The 20,644-nt window shown below is 33.9% G+C and carries 11 protein-coding genes; 1 reads left to right on the plus strand and 10 read right to left on the minus strand.

The genetic code is table 11. The features are described from left to right. Positions 1-13 precede the first annotated feature (13 nt). From P164_RS06585 to P164_RS06600, 4 genes are all read right to left on the minus strand, one after another. A complete protein-coding gene (locus P164_RS06585; protein ID WP_028375644.1) occupies positions 14-1,492 on the minus strand; it encodes a hypothetical protein in 1,479 nt (492 codons plus the stop codon). Then, positions 1,492-3,072 carry a RagB/SusD family nutrient uptake outer membrane protein gene (locus P164_RS06590; RefSeq protein WP_028375645.1) on the minus strand — a complete coding sequence of 527 codons (1,581 nt, stop codon included), beginning with the start codon at positions 3,070-3,072 and terminating at the stop codon, positions 1,492-1,494. Before P164_RS06590 ends, P164_RS06585 begins: the two co-directional genes overlap by 1 nt. A 4-nt stretch (positions 3,073-3,076) precedes the next feature. Beyond that, positions 3,077-6,094 carry a SusC/RagA family TonB-linked outer membrane protein gene (locus P164_RS06595; protein ID WP_051621262.1) on the minus strand — a complete coding sequence of 1,006 codons (3,018 nt, stop codon included), beginning with the start codon at positions 6,092-6,094 and terminating at the stop codon, positions 3,077-3,079. Between the two features lie 62 nt (positions 6,095-6,156). After that, positions 6,157-7,554 carry a hypothetical protein gene (locus P164_RS06600; RefSeq protein WP_028375647.1) on the minus strand — a complete coding sequence of 466 codons (1,398 nt, stop codon included), beginning with the start codon at positions 7,552-7,554 and terminating at the stop codon, positions 6,157-6,159. A 297-nt stretch (positions 7,555-7,851) separates the two neighbouring features. Here P164_RS06600 and P164_RS06605 point away from each other — a divergent pair, with 297 nt between their 5' ends. Beyond that, positions 7,852-8,763, plus strand: a complete 912-nt coding sequence (locus P164_RS06605) for an AraC family transcriptional regulator (protein ID WP_028375648.1) — start codon at positions 7,852-7,854, stop codon at positions 8,761-8,763. A 22-nt stretch (positions 8,764-8,785) separates the two neighbouring features. Here P164_RS06605 and P164_RS06610 read toward each other — a convergent pair whose 3' ends face one another. The 6 genes from P164_RS06610 to P164_RS06635 form a co-directional block, all read right to left on the minus strand. Then, positions 8,786-10,117: a sulfatase-like hydrolase/transferase gene (locus P164_RS06610; protein ID WP_159106009.1), complete on the minus strand. Its 1,332-nt coding sequence runs from the start codon at positions 10,115-10,117 to the stop codon at positions 8,786-8,788. A 442-nt stretch (positions 10,118-10,559) separates the two neighbouring features. Then, positions 10,560-11,786, minus strand: coding sequence for a DUF4998 domain-containing protein (locus P164_RS06615; protein WP_028375649.1), 1,227 nt, complete (start codon positions 11,784-11,786; stop codon positions 10,560-10,562). A 25-nt stretch (positions 11,787-11,811) separates the two neighbouring features. Further along, complete coding sequence (locus P164_RS06620) at positions 11,812-13,011, minus strand: DUF5000 domain-containing lipoprotein (RefSeq protein WP_028375650.1); 1,200 nt, start codon at positions 13,009-13,011, stop codon at positions 11,812-11,814. A 35-nt stretch (positions 13,012-13,046) separates the two neighbouring features. Then, complete coding sequence (locus P164_RS06625; protein ID WP_028375651.1) at positions 13,047-14,984, minus strand: RagB/SusD family nutrient uptake outer membrane protein; 1,938 nt, start codon at positions 14,982-14,984, stop codon at positions 13,047-13,049. 32 nt (positions 14,985-15,016) lie between these two features. Next, positions 15,017-18,235, minus strand: coding sequence for a SusC/RagA family TonB-linked outer membrane protein (locus tag P164_RS06630; RefSeq protein WP_081817332.1), 3,219 nt, complete (start codon positions 18,233-18,235; stop codon positions 15,017-15,019). Between the two features lie 1,136 nt (positions 18,236-19,371). Further along, a complete protein-coding gene (locus P164_RS06635; protein ID WP_028375653.1) occupies positions 19,372-20,595 on the minus strand; it encodes a site-specific integrase in 1,224 nt (407 codons plus the stop codon). Positions 20,596-20,644: the final 49 nt, after the last annotated feature.

Consider the following 20,644-nt stretch of genomic DNA (forward strand, 5'->3'; position numbering starts at 1 on the left):
CTTAAGTTATAGATTAGTTAGATACTTTAAGAACTAGTTTATAAATCGTGTAAAGACTCTCTTCATTAATATTAAATACAATTGAATTGTCTTTTTTAAAATATGGCACTTCATTTATTAAAGTCATTGGCGTAGCTTCTGCTGTATCTACTAAGTTACCCGGTTGCCAGATTTGAGCAGAAACCACCTCACTTATTTCGGTATCCAAATTTAATGTTACCGTTGTAAATGGAGTTTCCTTACCGATAACATAAACAACCATAGTACCATCTTCTTGCAATGCTGCTGCAGCTCGTACAGTACCATCTGTAACATTTAAAACTTCTCCTCTGAAATCACTGGCCATATCTCCAAAAAGCTGAGCAGTAGGATATGCCAGGGTAAGTTGAAAATTAAAAAGACCCAGACCGGGGATTGCAGGATTTGTAGGAGGCCAGAATGCAGCTTCATCTGCTTCTGCTAAGGCGTGCTCATACATTTGTTCTACAAGCAGATTAGCACCCTGAGCATAAATTTTACCATTGTTATAGGCTTTTGAAGGAGCCCATTCAGAAAGAGATAGGTAGCTCTTGCCCAGGTTTGTTTGACAAGCATCTATATTTGCCTGCAATTGACGTATATCGTGTGATTCTGAATCATAACCTGTATAAGTATGCAGTATAAGACCATCTATATCGTCAAGCGCTGTTCCAAAAATTTGATTTAATTCTGTAAACTCGTCAGGCTGCGTGTAATCACCATTCACTAAAACCTTAAATGAAGCATCAGGAAATTTCTCATTAATGTGTCTTGCCAGACGTTTTGCAATCTCTCCATATTTTTTGAGTTTATCTTCGCGTTCAACTCCCTGGCCGGCAAACTGTAGCCACCACTCGTTTCCTAATTCTACACTAAGAATATTGTTTGCTCCTGTACGCGTTATGGCTTCTTCTGCCTCATTTTTAAGAAGTTCAACAGCTGCCTCCCAGTTAGATGAAAAAAGAGTTTCCAACATCGCAAGGCGTATAGGCACCACAATACTTATTGCATTAGGATTTGATGCTTTAACCGTCTCAATAGTTGCTCCCTGCTGTGCAGGACTATTAGGCCAACCCGGAGTTGTGTTCTCACTCCAGTCATAAAATTCAGATTCAAAACCTCCCGGAAAGCGAATCAATTCATAATTAATTTGTTCTAATGCTGCCTGAAATGCAGGATACATACCATTTTTGATTCTACGCCAGTCATTATTAACACCGTAAATACGTGGATTAATAGCTTTGCCATCAACGGTGCTTACACTAATTTCTGTAGTAAGATTTGAAGTTGCAAAATCAGGAACCTGATCTTCGGGAGTTTGACCTGTTGCATCAGAGGTGTCAACAACAGAGCCAAATCTTGGGTCATTGGGGTCTGTAAAATTATCACGCTCACAGCTCGATAAAAAAACGAGTATACTAACGAAAGTCAAAAATTTGAGTTTTCTAAAATTTTTCATTTTAATTTTATTCATTAGTAACCCGGGTTTTGCGTAATGTTTCCTCTTGATAATTGAATTTCTTCTGGCGGTATAGGCCACAATAAGTGAACACTAGGGTCAAACAAAGCTCCTTTGTCTTGAGGTTCTCCCAGATTTGTGGTTTCAAAAGGATCTGTACTCACTTCTGTGTTATACTTTACAAAAGATCCGTTAGGTCCTAAAATAGTTGCGATTCTTGGGGTACCATTTACTTTTTGCCTTCTAAGGTCAAATAAGCGTTGCTGCTCTAAAGCAAGTTCTAATCTTCTTTCTTTCCAGATTGCATCTCTTAAATTTGTACCGGTCAAACTCATATTTGTTTCTAATTCAACACGGTCTCGTATTTTTTTAAGTGATGTTAAAGCCGCACTCTCATCACCGGCAAAATAGGCAGCCTCTGCATGAACTAATAGTAAGTCTGCATATCTAAATCGTATAACAGGAAGCGGATGTTGCCCTCTTACATATGGGTCTTCACGATCTGCCAGTGGTATATACACCTTACGGTTAGTTCTTCCTGATTTATTACGGTCTGGAGCTGCATTAAAAGAAGTAACCTGAGGATCACCGTAAACGGGCTCTCCATGTTTCATAATTGTAGAACGTAATCGTATTTCGTCTCCTTCACTTAAGAATGCATTTTCAAGATCACTACTTGGCATACACCACCCAAAACCTTGATCTACCCGAGTCCCGGCTGTTGTACTAATTTGCCCTCCTATATTTGCAAATTGAGGATTTGTGATCATATCTACTTCAAAAATAGATTCTACACCGTGATGGTTATAAACCGAGAAAATATCTTCAAACTTTGGCTCTAATTGATACTGCCCTAATTGGATAACATCTTCTGCAACATCCTGAGCCAACGACCATTTTTCGCGATATAAATAGGTTTTAGCTAAAAGCGTTTGTGCAGCTCCTTTTGTAATTCTTCCTAAATCTTTTGTAGCATACTCACTTTTAAGTGGTAAATCTTTAATCGCTAAAAGAAGCTCACTCTCTACAAAATCATAAACTTCATCTACCGAAGACCGCACTTTATCGTTTATAGCTGGTTCTAGTAATTCTGTATAGGTAGTTACAATAGGTACACCACCATAATTACGTACTAAATCGTAATAATACCAGGCTCTTAAAAACCGTGCTTCGGCTAGTAAGCGAGACTTTAAAGTCTCGTCCATTTCTACCTCAGGAATACGCTCTAAAGCAATGTTTGCACGCGTAATCCCTATATAGGTGTTTTCCCAAAAAGCATTAATATAAAACGATCCTGCAAAAACATTATAAGCTGCAATACCAGAAATATCTGGTCGTGGTTGCTCTGTATTTCCTGCCCAGTTATCATCTGTAGACATCTCACAGATTTGTCTAAAAAATTCTATTTGAAACCAGCTTTCACCATTAACTTTTGCATATACTGAGTTTACAAAAAGCTCTGCATTCTCTGGTGAAGAAAAGAAGTCGTCTAATTGCTGTCTTCCTCTAAGCGGTTGATCAAGAAATTCTTCTTTACTGCAGCCGCTGATGGCTACAGTAAGAATTAAACTAAATAGTATTAATATCTTTTTCATAATCTTAAAAAGTTAAATTAAGTCCTAGTAAATATGTTTTTGAAACAGGATAACGTGCATAGTCAACACCAAAATCATTAATGATGTCTCCTCCTGCTCCCACTTCAGGATCGAATCCTGAGTAGTCTGATATGGTAATAAGATTTTGTCCTGAAATGAAAATTCTTAATTTCTGAAAATTAGGTATATCGAAGTTATACCCTAATTGAACATTTCTTAATCTCAAATACGATGCATCTTCAATAAAAAGACTAGAAGGCCTTTGATAGTTACCGTTACGGTCTAGCAGAGTAAGTCTAGGAAATTCTGCATTAGGATTTTCTGGAGTCCATACTCTTCCTATAGTACCGGCTCCCACATTTACATCCTGGGTTCCTGCATTTATAAACGTTCTTGTATAATTAAAAACTTCATTACCGTAGGTGCCATACCACTGCATTGAAAAATCTAAATTTTTGTAACTAAAATTTCCTGTAAAACCACCATAAAAATCAGGAAAAGGGTTTCCTATAGTTGTTAAGTCGTTATCGTTAAGTACCCCGTCTTTATTAGTATCTACAAACTTTAAATCACCGGGTTGTGCATTAGGTTGTATAAGTTGACCTGTTTCAGATGAATGTGCATTAATCTCTGTTTGATTTTGAAAAATTCCATCGGTTTCAAAACCATAGAATAAACCTACTCGCTCTCCTAATTCTGTAATTTTTATAAATCTATTACCCAGATCAGATCTATTTTGACCAAAAAGTTGCTCGTTACCCGGAGCTAACTCTACTGCACGGCTTTCATTTGTAGAAACATTCACGTTAAGATCCATCTTAAAATCACCCCAGGTTTTATTATATCCTACTTGAATATCCCATCCTTTAGATTCAAAACTCCCTACGTTCTGAGAAACAAGACCGGGAATACCGGTATAATTAGGAAGCTCTACATTAAAGAGCAAGTCTTTTGAGGTTTTCTCATAGTATTCTACCGAAAAATCGAATGCACTATCAAAAAGCGTTGCAGTAAGGCCAAAGTTTTTATCCTCAACGGTTTCCCACTTCAACCCAGGATTTCCAAACTGTGATAAAAAGTTAGTTACTACACGGTCACCGCCAAAAACATAATTACCGGTACCTATTGCAAAAAATTGTCCGTTACGGTTAATATTTTGATTACCTATCTGCCCGTAACCTGCTTTAAGTCTAAGGTTACTTATAAAGTCTACATCAAAAAATGATTCTGAATCTATATCCCAGGCTACAGACACGCTAGGAAAAACACCTAACCTGTTTCCTTTTGCAAATTTTGAAGATTCATCTGCACGTATAGTACCTGTAAAGAAGTATTTATTATCGTAGCTATATATACCTCTAAATATACCTGAGAAAATGGTTTCTACAGCCTCATTACCTCCCACAGAAATACCCTCACCTGTCGCCGCATCGAGGTATCTTAAATCTGGGTTTTCATCATCTGGAATGTCTTCTCTAAATGCTGAAACATAATTGAACGTTTGAGAATCAAATAAAACACCACCTAAAAGGTTTACGTAATGCTTTCCGAAATCTTGCGTGTAATTAATTGTATTATTAAAAACGTAATCAAAATTCTCATTTACACGTCTAGATACGTTATTTATTTCCTGCTGCTGGTTAGGAGTTGTAAAATATCTAGGGTTAAAAATATCTTGTCTAGAATGATTAATATTTAACCCTAACTGAGAATTAAAAGTAAGCTCTGGAGTGATTTCATAATTTAACTGTGTATTAGATATTAAAGCAAAAAACTTAGTTTCATTAAACAGTCTTGCAACGCTACCTACTGGGTTAGGAACTTGATTATTACTAGGTGCATAAATACTAAAACTGTTACCTACACGCTCATCCTGAGGTAAATAAACATCTGTAAGCGGGTCTATTCTTAATATGCTATAAAGCAAATTAGGTGAGCTTTCAAAATTTTCAATTCTAGGGTTTAAATCTTGCTTTAACGTGATTTTATCAGACAACTTAAAGTCAACATTAAAACGAGCTGTTATTTTCTCATAATATCCTTTATCATAATTAGACTCTTGATTAAAATAGCTCATACTTGCCGCGTATTTAACTTTTTCTGAACCCCCAGAAGCACGTAAGTTAAAATTAGTAACCGGTGCAAAATTCTCTATAGTCTCATCCCACCAGTCTGTGTCTGTAGTAAAATCTTCTGCATTGTATAGTGGTGCACTACCATCATTTGTACGTCTTAAATTCATTACCTGAATATACTCATCTGCACCTGCCAGGTTTATTTTTTCAAGCCTCTGGTAACCCTGAGAGAAATCTAAGTTGATAATAGTCTTCCCCTCTTTACCCCTTTTTGTTGTTATAAGTACCACACCATTAGAAGCTCTCGAACCATAGATAGCAGAAGCTGATGCATCTTTTAAGATTTGAAAATTCTTAATATCTGCAGGGTTTAGTAAATTAAGTGAAGTACCCTGTGGTTGCGGCACACCATCTAATACAATGAGTGGAGATGTACCATTATTAGAAGTTACCCCACGTATAAGGATTTGTGGAGATGCACCAGGATTACCTCCTCCCGAGAGCACCTGTACACCAGCTGCTTTACCTTGCAAACTTTCTGCAGGATTACTTGCAGTTATTTTAGTTAATTCTTCTCCTTCAACAGTAGATATAGAACTTGAGATTTTATCTCTGTCTACAGCCCCATACCCTATAACCACAACTTCATCTAAAGCTTGCTGGTCATTTTGAAGCGTAACATTTATAGCGGTCTTATTTTCTACAGATACTTCCTGACTTTGAAATCCTAAGAAACTAAAGATCAAAATAGCATCGTTAGCAGTTTCTATTTCATAAACTCCGTCAAAATCGCTTACCGCTCCATTATTTGTACCTTTTTCAATTACATTAACTCCCGGTAAAACAGTCCCATTCTCATCTGTTACCACCCCACTAACCGATTTTTGCGCATATAAAGATGTATTGCAAAAAAGTATCAGAACAACTAATTTTTTTATAAAATTCATTTTTTAAACTTTTACATTATTTAAAATTACCTTCGTTATCAAACCCTTAAAAATCCTGGGATTTACACTTTTACAATTGACATTGTATTTAAAAATATATCTACTGTTAATTTGTAAGTTCCTTCATATTGCTGACTAAATGCAGCATTTGAACCTCCCTGAGGTACAAGGGTATTTGCGGCTTCTATATCACCACTATTTAATCTCCAGAAAATGCTATAATTTGTCTGGTTTCCTATAAATATAAACTGTCCAGTTTCTGTTGTAAATTCAATATCTGCAGAATATCTATATTGAAAATCAGGATCCACATTTAAAGGAGCAGATGATTGAGAGGGATTAAATCTTGTCAACGTTATATCACCTACCTTAAGACCAGGCCCAGTTACATATACACCGGTAAAACCAGAAGCTATAGTTGCAGGTGCAGTAGCATCTATAGAAGTTATGGTATACGATAAATCTCTTAGATCCATCTTGATATCATAATATCCTGGTTCAGAAATAATTATTGGAGAAACTGAAGCATCTGAGCCAATAACTAAATTTCCGGGATTATTAGCATCGCCCCCAAATGTAAATGGACCAAAACCAGATTCTTGAGCAACAAAACGAACTTCTTTATTAGCACTGTCAGCAAAATATTTAATTGTAAATACAAAACCCTCTTCTCCGCTCACGGTACTCGTGTCTGCCACATAAGGATATCCCGATATTGCATTATCAAAAGCACTAGGCTCTGCTTGATCTGCCAAAAACATTTGAAGAAAATTTAATTCATCTACAACATTTACAGATCGTGTTGAAGTCGTTGTATTACCTGCTTTATCAGTTAATGTTACATTAAAAACATACAGACCGGGCTCTTCAATATTTATAGATTTTTTATAGTTAGAAGATTTATCTGAAAGTATTACAGTCTCATTAAGTATTGAACTTTCGATCTTCAATTCACCTAAAATTTTATTATCTGTAAGGTTTATATCTAATAGAATCTCGTCTCCTTCTCCTATTTGTACTGTACTGGCATTTGCAGGACTTACAAAAGCTATTTGCGGTGCTGTAAAATCTGCATCTAAACTAACTACAACTTCACGCTGTGCCGTAACTCCTCCCGCATTCTCTGCAGTGATAATTATAGTATGTGAAGAATCATCAAGTGCGTCCTGAGGTATTTTAAAAGCATAATTTAAAGTATAGTTTGTGGGTAATGAATCTTTTTGAATAGTCTTGTCTAAAAACCAGGGCTCATACTGTAGGCGTATAGATTTAATTCCTGCAGGATCATTAATTACAGCTTCTAAATTAAATATTTGCCCCGGTAATGAAGATATTTCACTTATTAAGTTTGCGAATTCTGGAGTAGAATCTACATTGACATTATCATCGTCACTGCAGCCCATTAAAATAGCAAGTGCTAAGTAAGACACTAAAAAATAGAACTGTTTAATTGTTTTCATAATGTTTGATTTTTATGATTTGAACTGGGACTGAATTATATCCTGGTAAAATATTATCAAAGAATTAAAATAAATTCGGAAACAAATATATCGTTTTCGTTAGCCAGCAAAATGGAGGAAAATATTGTTTTAATGGATTATTTTACTGTTACAAAGAATCAATCTGATTTAAATGTTAATTCTCTATCTATATCCCCAAAGCCCCCTGTATTTTTAAGTAAAATGTTTTATTTAATTATCTTGCTGAAAATTAAATAAAAACTACAACGTTATTGTTGCAGCATATTAATAAGGTATATGGATTATTCTTCGAAAAATTTTAAAATAAAGGAAGGTTTTATTGGGCAACGGATGATAACGATCCCACCCAATGTTTTAAATGAAATTAAAGACAATAATTTTATTAAAGATTTCTATACAAGCGCTATAGGATTTTATCCCCAAGCTATTTATCACGACCGAAAAAGAAAATCTGGAAGCAGAGAATATATATTGCTTTATTGTATAGAAGGTAAAGGATCTATAGAAATAGAAAATACTAAATACAGTTTAGTCCCTAATTCTTATATTATAATCCCCCCTTATGTAGGACATCATTATCAAAGCTCAACAGAATATCCCTGGACGATTTATTGGAGTCATTTTTTAGGCTCAAAAGCAGACTTTTTATATAAATATTATCAAGAAAATATAGAAGATAATCAAGTAAAGACAATTGCTAGAAGCGAAAGAAGACAGAAAGATTTTATAAAAATAATGACCGTATTAGAAAACGGATTTGAAACTACAAGTTTAGAATTTGCGAATACTAGCTTACTTAATTTGCTAATGCAAATGATTTATGCCGAAGAGATAAATCCCTCAGAACTGAAGACTGACATTATTACCAAATCAATTGAGTATTTGAATAGTAATCTAAATCGTAATTTTAAAGTTGAAGAAATTGCCAATCAACAAAATTTATCTGTATCCCGGTATTCTGAACTTTTTAAGAAAAAGACAGGTTATTCACCTGTGCAATATTTTAATAAACTAAAAATTCAAAAATCGTGTCAGTATCTTTATTTTACAGATATGGGAATAAAAGAAATTTGCCAAAAAATTGGTTATGAAGACCCCTATTATTATTCAAGAGCATTTAAAAAATTAATGGGAATGCCTCCTTCAAGATATAGAAAAGAGTATAAGAGTCAGAATCGTAAAAATTAAGACTAATTTTCATAAGCCGAATTTATTTATTATTATCTTTCAAATAGATAGGACTCCAAATATCTTTATACAAAACCTTTTCGTTTAGCATCAATTGTTTGTGTATATAAAAACAAACATTTTCCCAATCTTTGCCTTCACCCCAGAGCGGTTTACTCATTTGTGCTTGCCAAGCAAAATAGGCTTTTTGTAATCTTAAAAAATCAACTTTATTTTTTTGAGATATATCCTCAGTTTCACTTACATTATTTTTTAAATTGTACATTACACTGCCGTACCCTTCTAGGGTTATAGACTTAAAATCTCCTATCCTTACGGCAGATTTATCTAGTTTTTTCCAGAATAATTGATCATGTGGATTTCCTGTCTTATTTTGAGTTAAATAAGGTAATAAATTAACTCCATCTAGTATTAAATCTGATGGCTTTATAATTCCTGCAGCAGCGATAGACGTTGCAAATATATCTAATGATGATGTCAAGCCATAAAAAGAATTACCTCCTTTGAACGCTTTAGGATAACTAACTACAAAAGGAACTCGATGCCCTCCTTCATATTCGTTGCCCTTCCAACCTTTAAGAACTCCTCCCTTTGATTGATTGTTATGAGCCCCGCCATTGTCACTTAAAAAATAAATTAAAGTATTATCTCTTAAATTTAAGTCTTCAAGTTTGTCAATAAGCTTACCTACATTCTCATCTAAAGACCACGTCATTGCAGCAAGTTTTTGACGTTTATGCTTATTATATTTTTTTAAATCTTTTTCTTTAGCCTCCATTGGTGTGTGTACAGCATTATAAGCTAAATACATGAAAAAAGGTTTATCACCATTCTCCTGAATATATTTTATAGATTGATCTCCTAAAACATCTGTCATATACCCTTCAAAGAATACCCGTTCTCCATTATTCTGTAACATATTTTCTTCTGTAGCATTTTGTATAGGAAAATATGATCTACTACCCGCTAGAAAACCATAAAACTGATCAAAACCACGTTGATTAGGTTGATCTGAATAAGCACTTCCCAGATGCCATTTACCTAAAGCATATGTATTATAACCGTGATCTTTAAATACATCTGCCATTGTTACAACAGCATCACTAAGACCTATACCTCCTGTCCCATTTGCTTCAAAACCAAATCGCTGTTGATATATTCCTGTTAATAATCCCGCCCTCGAGGGCGCACATACGGTTGCACTAACATGAGCATCTTTAAAAATAGTACCACTCTCTGCTAGCTCATCTATACGTGGCGTATCTAGGTCTTCACTTCCCATAAACCCAAAGTCTATATACCCAGCATCATCAATTAGAATAACAATAACATTGGGTTGAACTTTTTCAATCATAGTTATTTTAGCTAACTTATTTTGGTATGACTTGGGTTTACAACTGATAAGCAGCACCAGAAAAGTAAAAAGAGGTAATATATTTTCGGTTTTCATTTCTATTTATTAATTGGTTTCAAAAACCGTAGATTATGATTAATCTTATATAAATAATATCCTATTTTACAAATTTTTTTATTGTAATTCTCTGTATGTCTTTATATGTATTACCTTGTAGTTTTAGTCCTAATAACACTGGGAAGCAATAAAATACAATTAATTGTATATATCTAATTTCAGGTCGGGGCTATTTGACTAAAGAATTTAGCGTTTTAAAAATCTGTTTAAGAAGCTTAAGCATAATTCAAATTACCTAAACCAATAAGAGAATGTACTAAGAGCTAAAATTTAAAATCATTTGCAGAACTAAATTTAAAAACTAAATAGAGAATAATTTTATAGCTTATTGTTTTTCCCATAAAAACTCCGTTATGGGCATATATTTTTGAGTTCCGGGATCATTTGTAATTGCTAAACCTACTGAGACCTCAGTAACTTCTTCAACTGTAAATATCATTGTATATAAATAATTTTGAGTTACACCTACAGCTTGGGTAATACGCTTGTAAGCCAAGGTATTTTCAGAACTTTCTACATCAACTACATTGGGCAGGGTATTTCCTAAAGCAGCAAGAGCATAAACTTTATCTTCTAAATTAAAATTACCAGCTCTTGTTTGTACTTTAAAGATATAAGTACCGGGATCTATCGTGGCAGTCTGATACATTAAACCATTAATAATATCAGGTTCTCCACCATAGCCACTTACAACATTCATAAAGTAATTATTACCATTACTATCTACCATACCATAAGTATTGCCGTGATGACTTAAAGCTCCTGCATTATGTATCCAGTTTGCTGCCGTAGAATATCGAAGACCTGAGTTGTCTGAAATTTCAAATGGCATAATATTGTTAAGTAATAAAGGTGGCGTAGGCTTAAAAGTTTGATAATTTGTATAAAATACATCTAGACTTGTTGAGTCAGGTTTAAAAGCAGACCTGTATTTAACGGTATCACCTGCTTTAAAATCTGGTAAAATAACATCAGTTTGAGAAATAGGAACTATTGCTGTCTGTAACTCATTGTTAATATTTACATATTCAATCTCTGATTGAAAAATACCTGATGTTGCATCAACACTCGCAAATTTTAAAATAGCTACATTATCAATGGCTTTAGACTCTAAAATAGGTCTGTTTATTAATGCATTCTGATAACGGTCTCCATAAACTTTACCTGTTGCAAATACCGGTACAGAACTAAACCCGTCACTATCCATGGTTCTAATTTCAAAATTGTATATATTCTCAGGTAGATTTTCAATTATTTGTGAAATTTTATCGTTATCTCGATCTTTACTTACTGAAAATACAACACTGTCACTCTTATTTGCCCAATAAATTTTATACGAAGTAATTTTAGGATCTCCACTTAGATTGCCCTCAATAAGCACCCGGTTGCGCCCGGAAAATACTTTAACAGAATCCATTTTACCCGTATACAAGATTTCTCCGTTTTCTGCATATTTTAAATACTCATTTTCATCTGTACACGACTGTGTTGCAGCGATACTCACGACTATAATAAATGCAAATAGAAATTTAGCTATTCTGTATTTTTTCATTTTTAAATATTTTATATGACTTTGATTATCGTGTATCTCCATAAACCCGTAACTCAGCAATTGCAATTCTGCCAGAACCTCCCCAGTTTTCTAGATTATTAATTCTCAAATAGCGATATTTTGGAGCTGTAATGGGTATAGACCAGTTGAACCCGTCTTGAGCAAATTCTATATCTTCATTATTTTGCTGACCTAATGGAAGACCAGATGGTTTTACAACCTCATAATCACCTAATTTATCCCAACTATTAAAACTACCATCTGAAGTAGGGTTATTAGATCCCCAAATTTCAAATTTTCTCATATTAAATTGCCAATAATAGAAAAACCCGGAACTTGTACCCTGAGGGTAATCCCAAACTTTAATTCGACTTATTTTCACTTCTGCACCTAAGTCTATTGTAAATGAATGAGGTGCCGGGGCAGCTGCATCTGTAATATAAATTCGTGGCCAATTTCTAAAATCATTATCAAACATTCTCGAAATAGGAAATGGAAATTCTGTAGTTGGTGCATCTCCTGGTAATGGATAGCCCGAGTACTGTGTACGTGGTATTTCGGTCTCATAAATAGGCTTTATGGTTTTAAACAATGTATCTGAAGTGTTTAAAAACCGATCTCTTATGGTAAAGGCTAAGTCATAGTTAATGGTATCCAGACCACGTATCGTTCTAAAAATACTATCTGTTGAAGTATATATACTGTTGCCAGAAGTTTCCCAGTCACCTTCGTCATTTTTTTCCATTAATAAAAGTGCTAGATCTATACGCTTCTCATTTTTTGCGCGTATAAAGACACCACCAAAATCTGGTCCTACTTCTAAACTTCTAAATACTTCATATAATGATGACTCTTTAGGATTAATAGTTACCGTAACGGGAGCAGACTCTACTTCGCTACGATTTACAGTTGTAATTTCGATATCGCGTTCTCCAGCTTTAGCAAAACCTTCAATCCATAAAGATTTGTTGTAATAAGAAGACTTCACTTCCATTTCTCTTCCACTATCTAACATATAGGTCGCTTTGACATATAGTAAATTAGGATCTTCTGGTAATTGATATTTTATTTGTGCTTTCCCTGAAAGATTTACCACTTCAATGTTAGTGATTTGACCAGGTGCAGAAGAATCTTTTGTTAACGGTACATTGTCATTTTCATCACTTGCGCACCCTAGAGATACTAATCCTAAAAGTGATAGTAACAAGCTAAATTTTCGCATCATTTTAATCATAATTTTCTTATTAAAGTTAGAAGGGACTACCACCCAGGATTTTGAATTAGATTAGGGTTTTGTAATAATGTAAATTCTGCTAATGGCCATAAATAATCTCGCGGAGCTACAAATCGCTGTTGAAATACATTACGTAACTGGTAATATTCTGAAGTCTCCTCACCTAGATAATTCCAGCCGGTTATATCTTTATTAAACTCTTCTGTTGCCTTTTTCCATCTTCTCAAATCCCAATATCTCTTACCTTCAAAGGCAAACTCTATCAGACGTTCTCTATGTATTATTTCACGCATACCCTCTTTGGTTGCAAACTTATTTGGGTTTATAGAAAAGTTTGTCCAGGAATCCACGACTCCTGCTAAACCTGCGCGTTCTCGTATCCTGTCAACATAATTCATAACTTCTATAGTAGGACCTTCAGCTTCATTAAGCGCTTCTGCATAAATCAGATAGAGATCTGATAGGCGTAGCATAGGCCAAGCGTAATCTCGATAAGGTGTACCCGTTGTACTGGTCATTCTCCAGTCTACCAGTTTTTTTATATAATATCCGGTTACATTGTAAAGTACTCCTGCATTACTACCTCCGTAATCATTATATTTAGCTCGTATGACCCAAGTATCTTCATCAGATCTGGATGGTGAATCCTGTTTGTAGAAAGTACTACCGTCAAAACCTAAACTTGCATAAAAACGATACTCTCTGTCAAAATTAAGTCTTGCTGTAGTAAAACCTGTAGCGATGTTATACCTATCGTCAACACTAGCTGTTTTTAATGCAGTTTCGTCATTAAAATTCAAAGTTTTGTCTTCAACAATAGGTACCCCATTTTTTGTATGGTACATCTTAGCTATTTTTAAGGTTGGAGATAAAATCTTTTGACATAGCGTGTGCGTATATTCTGAACTTACTGGTACCATGCAGTATTGTTGCAAAAGACTTGTTCTACTACTAGGATTTGCCCAAATGATTTCAGGATTCCAGCGTTCTGTAAATGCCTGGCTATAACTTAATTTTATTAATGTAGTATCTGATAGATCAAATTGATTTTGATTAAATTCATATAAAGCTGCACCGTTAGCTTCAGCCACATCTATGGCTGCTTTTGCTGCATCTGCTGCCAACCGCCATTTTTCAACTTCGAAAACAGTACTAATTAATTGTTTGCCTTCATTATCTACAAACCCAGCATAGTCAGAGTTTCCGTTAAAAAGAGGACTTGCTGAAAGCATTAAAACTTCAGCTTTCACTCCCAGAGCTATTACTTTTGTAATTCTTCCTAATTCATTTGCAGGATCTAAAATAGTTTCTGGTAGCGCTTCAGCACTTTCATCTAGAAGATTAACGATAAATGCTACAACTTCATTTAGTGGAGCACGTTTAACATTAATAGCTTCTGTTGATGCTTCAATTGGTATATTTTTATCTACAATTGGTATGGGGCCATACATTCTCATCAAATAATAATGGTAATATGCTTTGAGAAATTTCGCCTCAGCGATCCAACGTGCACGTTCAAATTCTTGCAAATCCTGTACTTTACTTTCATCTTCAAGGTTTTCTATAAAAATATTACAGTTACGTATGCCTTGAAACAACTTATAATTGTTTCCTGGCCCCCCACCAAATCGAGAACCATCCCAGACATTGTAGAAAGGATTACCCGCATTTTGATTACCTTTTGCAATTTCAAAATTAGCCGTATTAGCAAGTATCAAATCATTTTTCCATATCTCATCTCCTGCAAGCATACCTATATTAAAGTTCACATCGCCTTCTCGTGGTAAGTAAGAATAACAGGTGAAAAGATATTTTTCTGCCTCGTTGCGTAATGTAAATGCGTTATCTATTGTGGCCACATTATCAGGAACAACATCAAGAAACTCACCACCACAGGATTGAAGTAAACTTCCTAAAACTATAGAAGAAACCAGAATGCTAATTCTTTTGTAAAATATTTTCATAGAATATCAGATTATAATAAAATCGTAATTAATTAAAGTCTTGCGGTTATACCTAAGTTATATACAGATTGAATTGGATATCCAAGACCATTAGCACCTTGTTCTGGATCCCAAAGGTCAAACGAACTCCAAACCGCCAGATTAATACCACTTGCATACAAGCGAAGACTTTTTAATCCTATTTTATCTGTAAATTTTGAAGGAGCATTGTAGCCAATCTCTATATTTTTAAACCGCAAGAAAGCACCATTACGCATCCACCAAGTAGAGGGTTGATTGTTGTTTTCTTCCTGATCTGTACTCAAACGAGGCCAAAATGCGTAGACATCACGATTTTCTTCAGACCAATGGCTTTCTGCTATAGCTTTTAACAAACCACTCTCTGAACTACCATTAATATAAAATGGTTGTATAAGAGCAGGATTTATAAAAAAGCTAGATCGTGCAGAACCCTGGAAGAATACACTTAAATCAAAAGCTTTATACCCTAAACTACCTCCAAAGCCATATATTATCTCCGGAGTTGTTGGAAGTCCTATAGGCACACGATCTGAATTGCTAATTACACCATCTCCATTAATATCTCGATATTTTATATCACCACCTCGAACCTCACCAAATTGAGTAGGTGAGTTTGTCACCTCTTTATCATCTACAAAAAGGCGCTCTGCCACAAGCCCATACTGTTGTCCTATAGAGTTACCTTTTCTAAAAAGATAAGAAAGTTCATCAGGATAGTCTATTTCTGCAAATTGAAGAATCTCGCTTGTAGAATACGTCATATTAGCTCGTAAACTTGTCCACCAATTATTACCAAATTGATCGTTATAATCTATAGAAAGATCTACACCCTTACTTTCTACTTCTCCGAAGTTAGTTGAAGGTGTACTTTGCAGCCCCAGTGTTGAACTTACATCTGTTCTAGGTTGAAGTATATTGAAACGACGCTGCTTAAATGCATCGGTTATAATATTTATTTTATTAAATAGCTCCAAGTCCAAGCCTAAGTTTACTTGCTCAGATTTTTCCCAAGTTATAAGACTATTTGCATAACGTTCAATTGAAACACCCGGTCTGGTTCTGGAAAATTCTTCACCAAAGGTAAAACCGTAGGTCCCATTATTTAAATTAACATTAGATAAATAGAAAAAACGATCTTGAGCACTTCCTATCTCATCATTACCCACAAAACCATAAGTAGCTCTTACTTTTAAATCTGTGATTATATCCTTTTCTTTTATTTTTTCAAAAAACTTCTCATTTGATATACGATAAGCTACACCAAATGATGGAAAAAATCCATATCTATTACCCTGCGAAAATTTTTCAGAACCGTTGTAACCAAAATTTATTTCTGCCAGATAACGCTTATCATAGGCGTAAGTAAACCTGCCGGAAAGACCATGATTTCTGCTAGCAAGTGAAGATTGAACAGAGCCCGCGTTTCCTGTTTGATAGCTCGATAACAGGTTCAGTAATAACCCTGAAACCTCATGAACCTCGTTAAACGTTCTATTGTAATTAATTGCGGTTTCTAAATAAATACGAGAGTCTAAACGTTTATCTCCCGGGTTATAATCTAAAAATTCGGTCCCCGTTGTGCCTATAGATGATTCACTACCATCATTAAAAACATTTAAAATAATTTCACCTGTTTCTTGATTTCTTCGGGAACCATAGTAAAATGGATTATAAGATCTTGACACATCAAAAAATGAAAATCTACGTATATATCCCATAGCACGAGCACTAAGTCCTTCAGTCCAGAAATTTAAATCCTGTTTCAATTCAATTTGAGCTTGAATAGTAGAGTTTTTATAGACTTGGTAGCCCCTAACCATTTCTGCATACGGATTTACAGCAAGGACTCCACTACCTGGACGGGTTTCTGCACCACCAAAAAGCGGATGTGTTGTGAACGGTCTTAATTCATTTGGATAAACATCTGGGAATAAAACAGGGTTTGAATATAGTGCTAAATTAAATATACGCTGACCTCCGTTAACTAAGTTACCTTGAGCATTTCTGCTTCCTATAGGTCCTGTATAATCATCAAACTGCCCATAAACTCGTATAATACCTTCTGTTGTTGGAGTCAAATCAATATTAATATTACTACGTATAGAATAGTTGTACAGTTTTATATTATTATTAAAATCGTTGATCCCATTAACTTTTAAGAGACCATTATCAATATTCATAGTTCCAGCGATATAATATCTGGCACGTTCACCACCACCACTTGCGCTAAGATTTATTCCTTGATTCCAGCTATAATTTTTTATTAATTTCTCTATCCAATTATTGTTAGGATAAAGCAGTAAATTATCACCTGCTGCAGTGCGGTCTATTTTATTTTGAGAATATGGTAACGGTGCAAGAGGATCTCTGGTAAGTGTAGCCTCGTTAGCCAATTGCATGTAGGTAATATTATCTGCTAACTTGAAATTATCTGTATTAGAAGAAAAACGATTTTCTACTCTAAAATCAAATTTTACGTCGCCTAATATACCACTCTTAGTAGCTACCAGAATTACACCGTTTGCCCCTCTTGCACCATAAATTGAGGCGGCAGCAGCATCCTTTAAAACCGAAAATGAATCAATATCATCGGGTTGTAAACGGGCAAGATCTGTTGTTGAAGACTCTATACCATCTATAAGTATTAACGGGTTACGTTTACCGGCTCCAAATGTACCTAAGCCTCGTATAAAAAAGTCCGAGTTATCTGCACCTGGCTCACCAGAACGCTGATACCCTATTAATCCTGAAACTCTACCCGCTAGTACATTGGTAAGGTTGCTCGTGGGTGTTTTAAGTTCACCCGGAGAAATGGTTGTAATACTACTTACAAGACTTTCTTTCTTTTGGGTACCAAAACCAACAATAACAAGCTCATCTAAAGACTCTGTACTTGTTTCTAAAAGTACATCTATTTCATTTAAATCTCGAACCCTTACTTCTTTAGTAATAAAACCTAAGTATGAAAATACTAAAACAGCATCAGGACCGGTTACTGTCAGTTGGAACAAACCATCAAAATCAGTATCAACTCCATTAGAAGTACCTTTTTCTAAAACGGAAACTCCTGGAATGGGCGTTCCGGCATCTGCAGATTTAACAGTACCTCTAATCTGCTGCTGATAATTATCAAACGTATTTAGTGTGATATGAACCTCATTTAAGGAAGAAGCTCTGAGGCTGTACGTACTTAATATAGTAAGCACAAAAAATAGTAATTTTTTTATCATTTATTTGAGTTTAATATTTATAATATCAGATAATATATTATCTGATAAATTTTGAATTTTATTAACAAATAGTATTAGAGTAATCGCTAATACTGAAAAAAAACAAATTATTAACTCAAAAGTATTTAGAACACAAGATGTAAAAAATGGATATATTTAGCAAATAGATGGATTATTTTACATTATATATGGTTTAAAAATTCTTAATCCATAATTTTTTTAATTTCTTCGACAATCTCATAAAATACTATACATATCACACAATCTAATACTTAGAATATCAAATACAAAACTGCACATAATCACTATATCGATTTCTTGAAAATATGCTAACTCAGTCTCAATATGGATTATTTTATTAACACATAAAATTTTCCTAAATTATTGAACAAATAATTTGAAGATTGAAACTAATAAAGCAGTAATAATAAATTAGAATTAGTAATTGAGAATACTTAAACATTCACATATAATATTTAAAGAATGATAAACTATGCTAAAGCTTATTAATGAAAATGATCGCTTTAACCGCACGCGTCAAATTATTTAGGTAATAGTAGACCTGGAATATTTATGTCTGGTTAGCCCGCTAGCTAAATTTCGGGTATTATTACACAAAATATAATACTGAATAAGATTTACTACGAACAAATCAAGGAGAAACAATTTATATACTTTACGATCTTTCTATAATGGCGCACCCATAAGAAAATTGTAGAATTGTAAGTGTTAATAACAAAATGTTTAATGCGGCATCACGGTTACTATAATAGAATATGATGCGCAATTTACTGCAAGAGATTAATTTATTAATATATACCCTTGAGCCGTTAAAAAAGGAAATGCTATTGTGGGTTTATGTTCATCAGCAAAAGGCGGAAAAACAAAAAAAAGCAAATTTGCGGTATACTAAAACCGAAAATTAATTGACAAAACTTATCTAACTATTAGGTTGAAAAATGAGAATTTGTAGAACATACTTTTAAAATCCTTCTCATTTTATTAAAAGGTTTGTAAATGGTTCCGCTATATTGTTTTTTTTTGCAAAAAAATATAGGATATAATATAAATTTTAAGATTATTAAACTAAATTAAAAAAATTGACTACATAAAATCAGTATACAGTAAGATTATACCTAATTTTCTAGTTTCTCATTTAGCAAGGCCATATCCTCATTTACTTTTTTATCTATAACTCTGGCATAAATTTGTGTAGTAGCCAATTTTGTATGGCCTAATAATTTAGAAACGGTTTCAATAGGAACTCCGTTGGTTAAAGTAATAGTCGTTGCAAATGTGTGACGTGCTACGTGAAAAGTAAGATTCTTTTTTATTCCACATAAATCTGCAATTTCTTTCAGGTAACTATTAATTTTTTGATTGGAATAATGTGGCATCAATGTACCAGAAATAGTTGTTCTAGGGTGTCCTTGGTACTTTTTTAATAATAATTTCGCTTGATTTAACAAAGGTATTTTTAAGGAGATTTTTGTCTTTTGTCTTTTAGTATTTATCCATTGATTTCCATCTAAGTCAAAACCTATATTTTCCATTGTCAATTTAGTAATATCTATATAAGATAGACCAGTATAACAACTAAAAAGGAAAAGGTCTTTTACAATACTAAGTCTATCTAACGAAGTGTTGAAATCTTCAATTGATTGTAATTCTTCTTTAGTTAAGTACTCTCTCCTATTCTTTTCAAATGAAGTTTTGAATCTTATGAAAGGATCTTTAGGAATCCACTCATGATGATAAGCCATTGTTACCATCTTACGCAATCTCTGTAAATGCTTCATAGCCGTATTATGTGCCATTTTTCTTTGATGATCATGAGGCTGAAAGGATTTGATAAAAAACTCAAAATCTATTATAAATGAATAATTTAAATCAATTAAACGTACATCATCGGTTTTATGCTTTTCATTAATAAACTTCGTTAAATAACCTTGAGTAACCTTATAATGGCGAATTGTATGAGAAGAAAGAGATTGTTTAGAAACTTCATTATGGTAATCGAAAAGCTCATTTAAAGTTTTAAACAGCTTGTCCGCTCCTAAGAATCTTGATTTAATTGTCTGAGCCGTTATGAATTTATTTTCACTGAATAAATCTTCATAAGCTTGATAAACTTTAGAGCGAACTTGTTCTAAATACTTATTCATTAGTCTGGATTGCTGTCTTGTCCCCTTAACTATTCCACGTTCAGAATCCCAATCAGAAAGTTCTATGCGTCTTTGTAAACTAAAATTTGCTCGTTTACCATCTACAGTAATTCTGGCGTAAATAGGAACTTTATCATTTTTAATACGTGAAGAATTAACCCAAAAGATCAGGCTAAATGTTGACCGAGTTTTCATAATTATCGTCTTTAATTAAACATTTTTTAAGACGAAAGTCAAAACATAA

The sequence above is a fragment of the Leeuwenhoekiella sp. MAR_2009_132 genome, from assembly GCF_000687915.1.
Taxonomy (GTDB): Bacteria; Bacteroidota; Bacteroidia; order Flavobacteriales; family Flavobacteriaceae; genus Leeuwenhoekiella.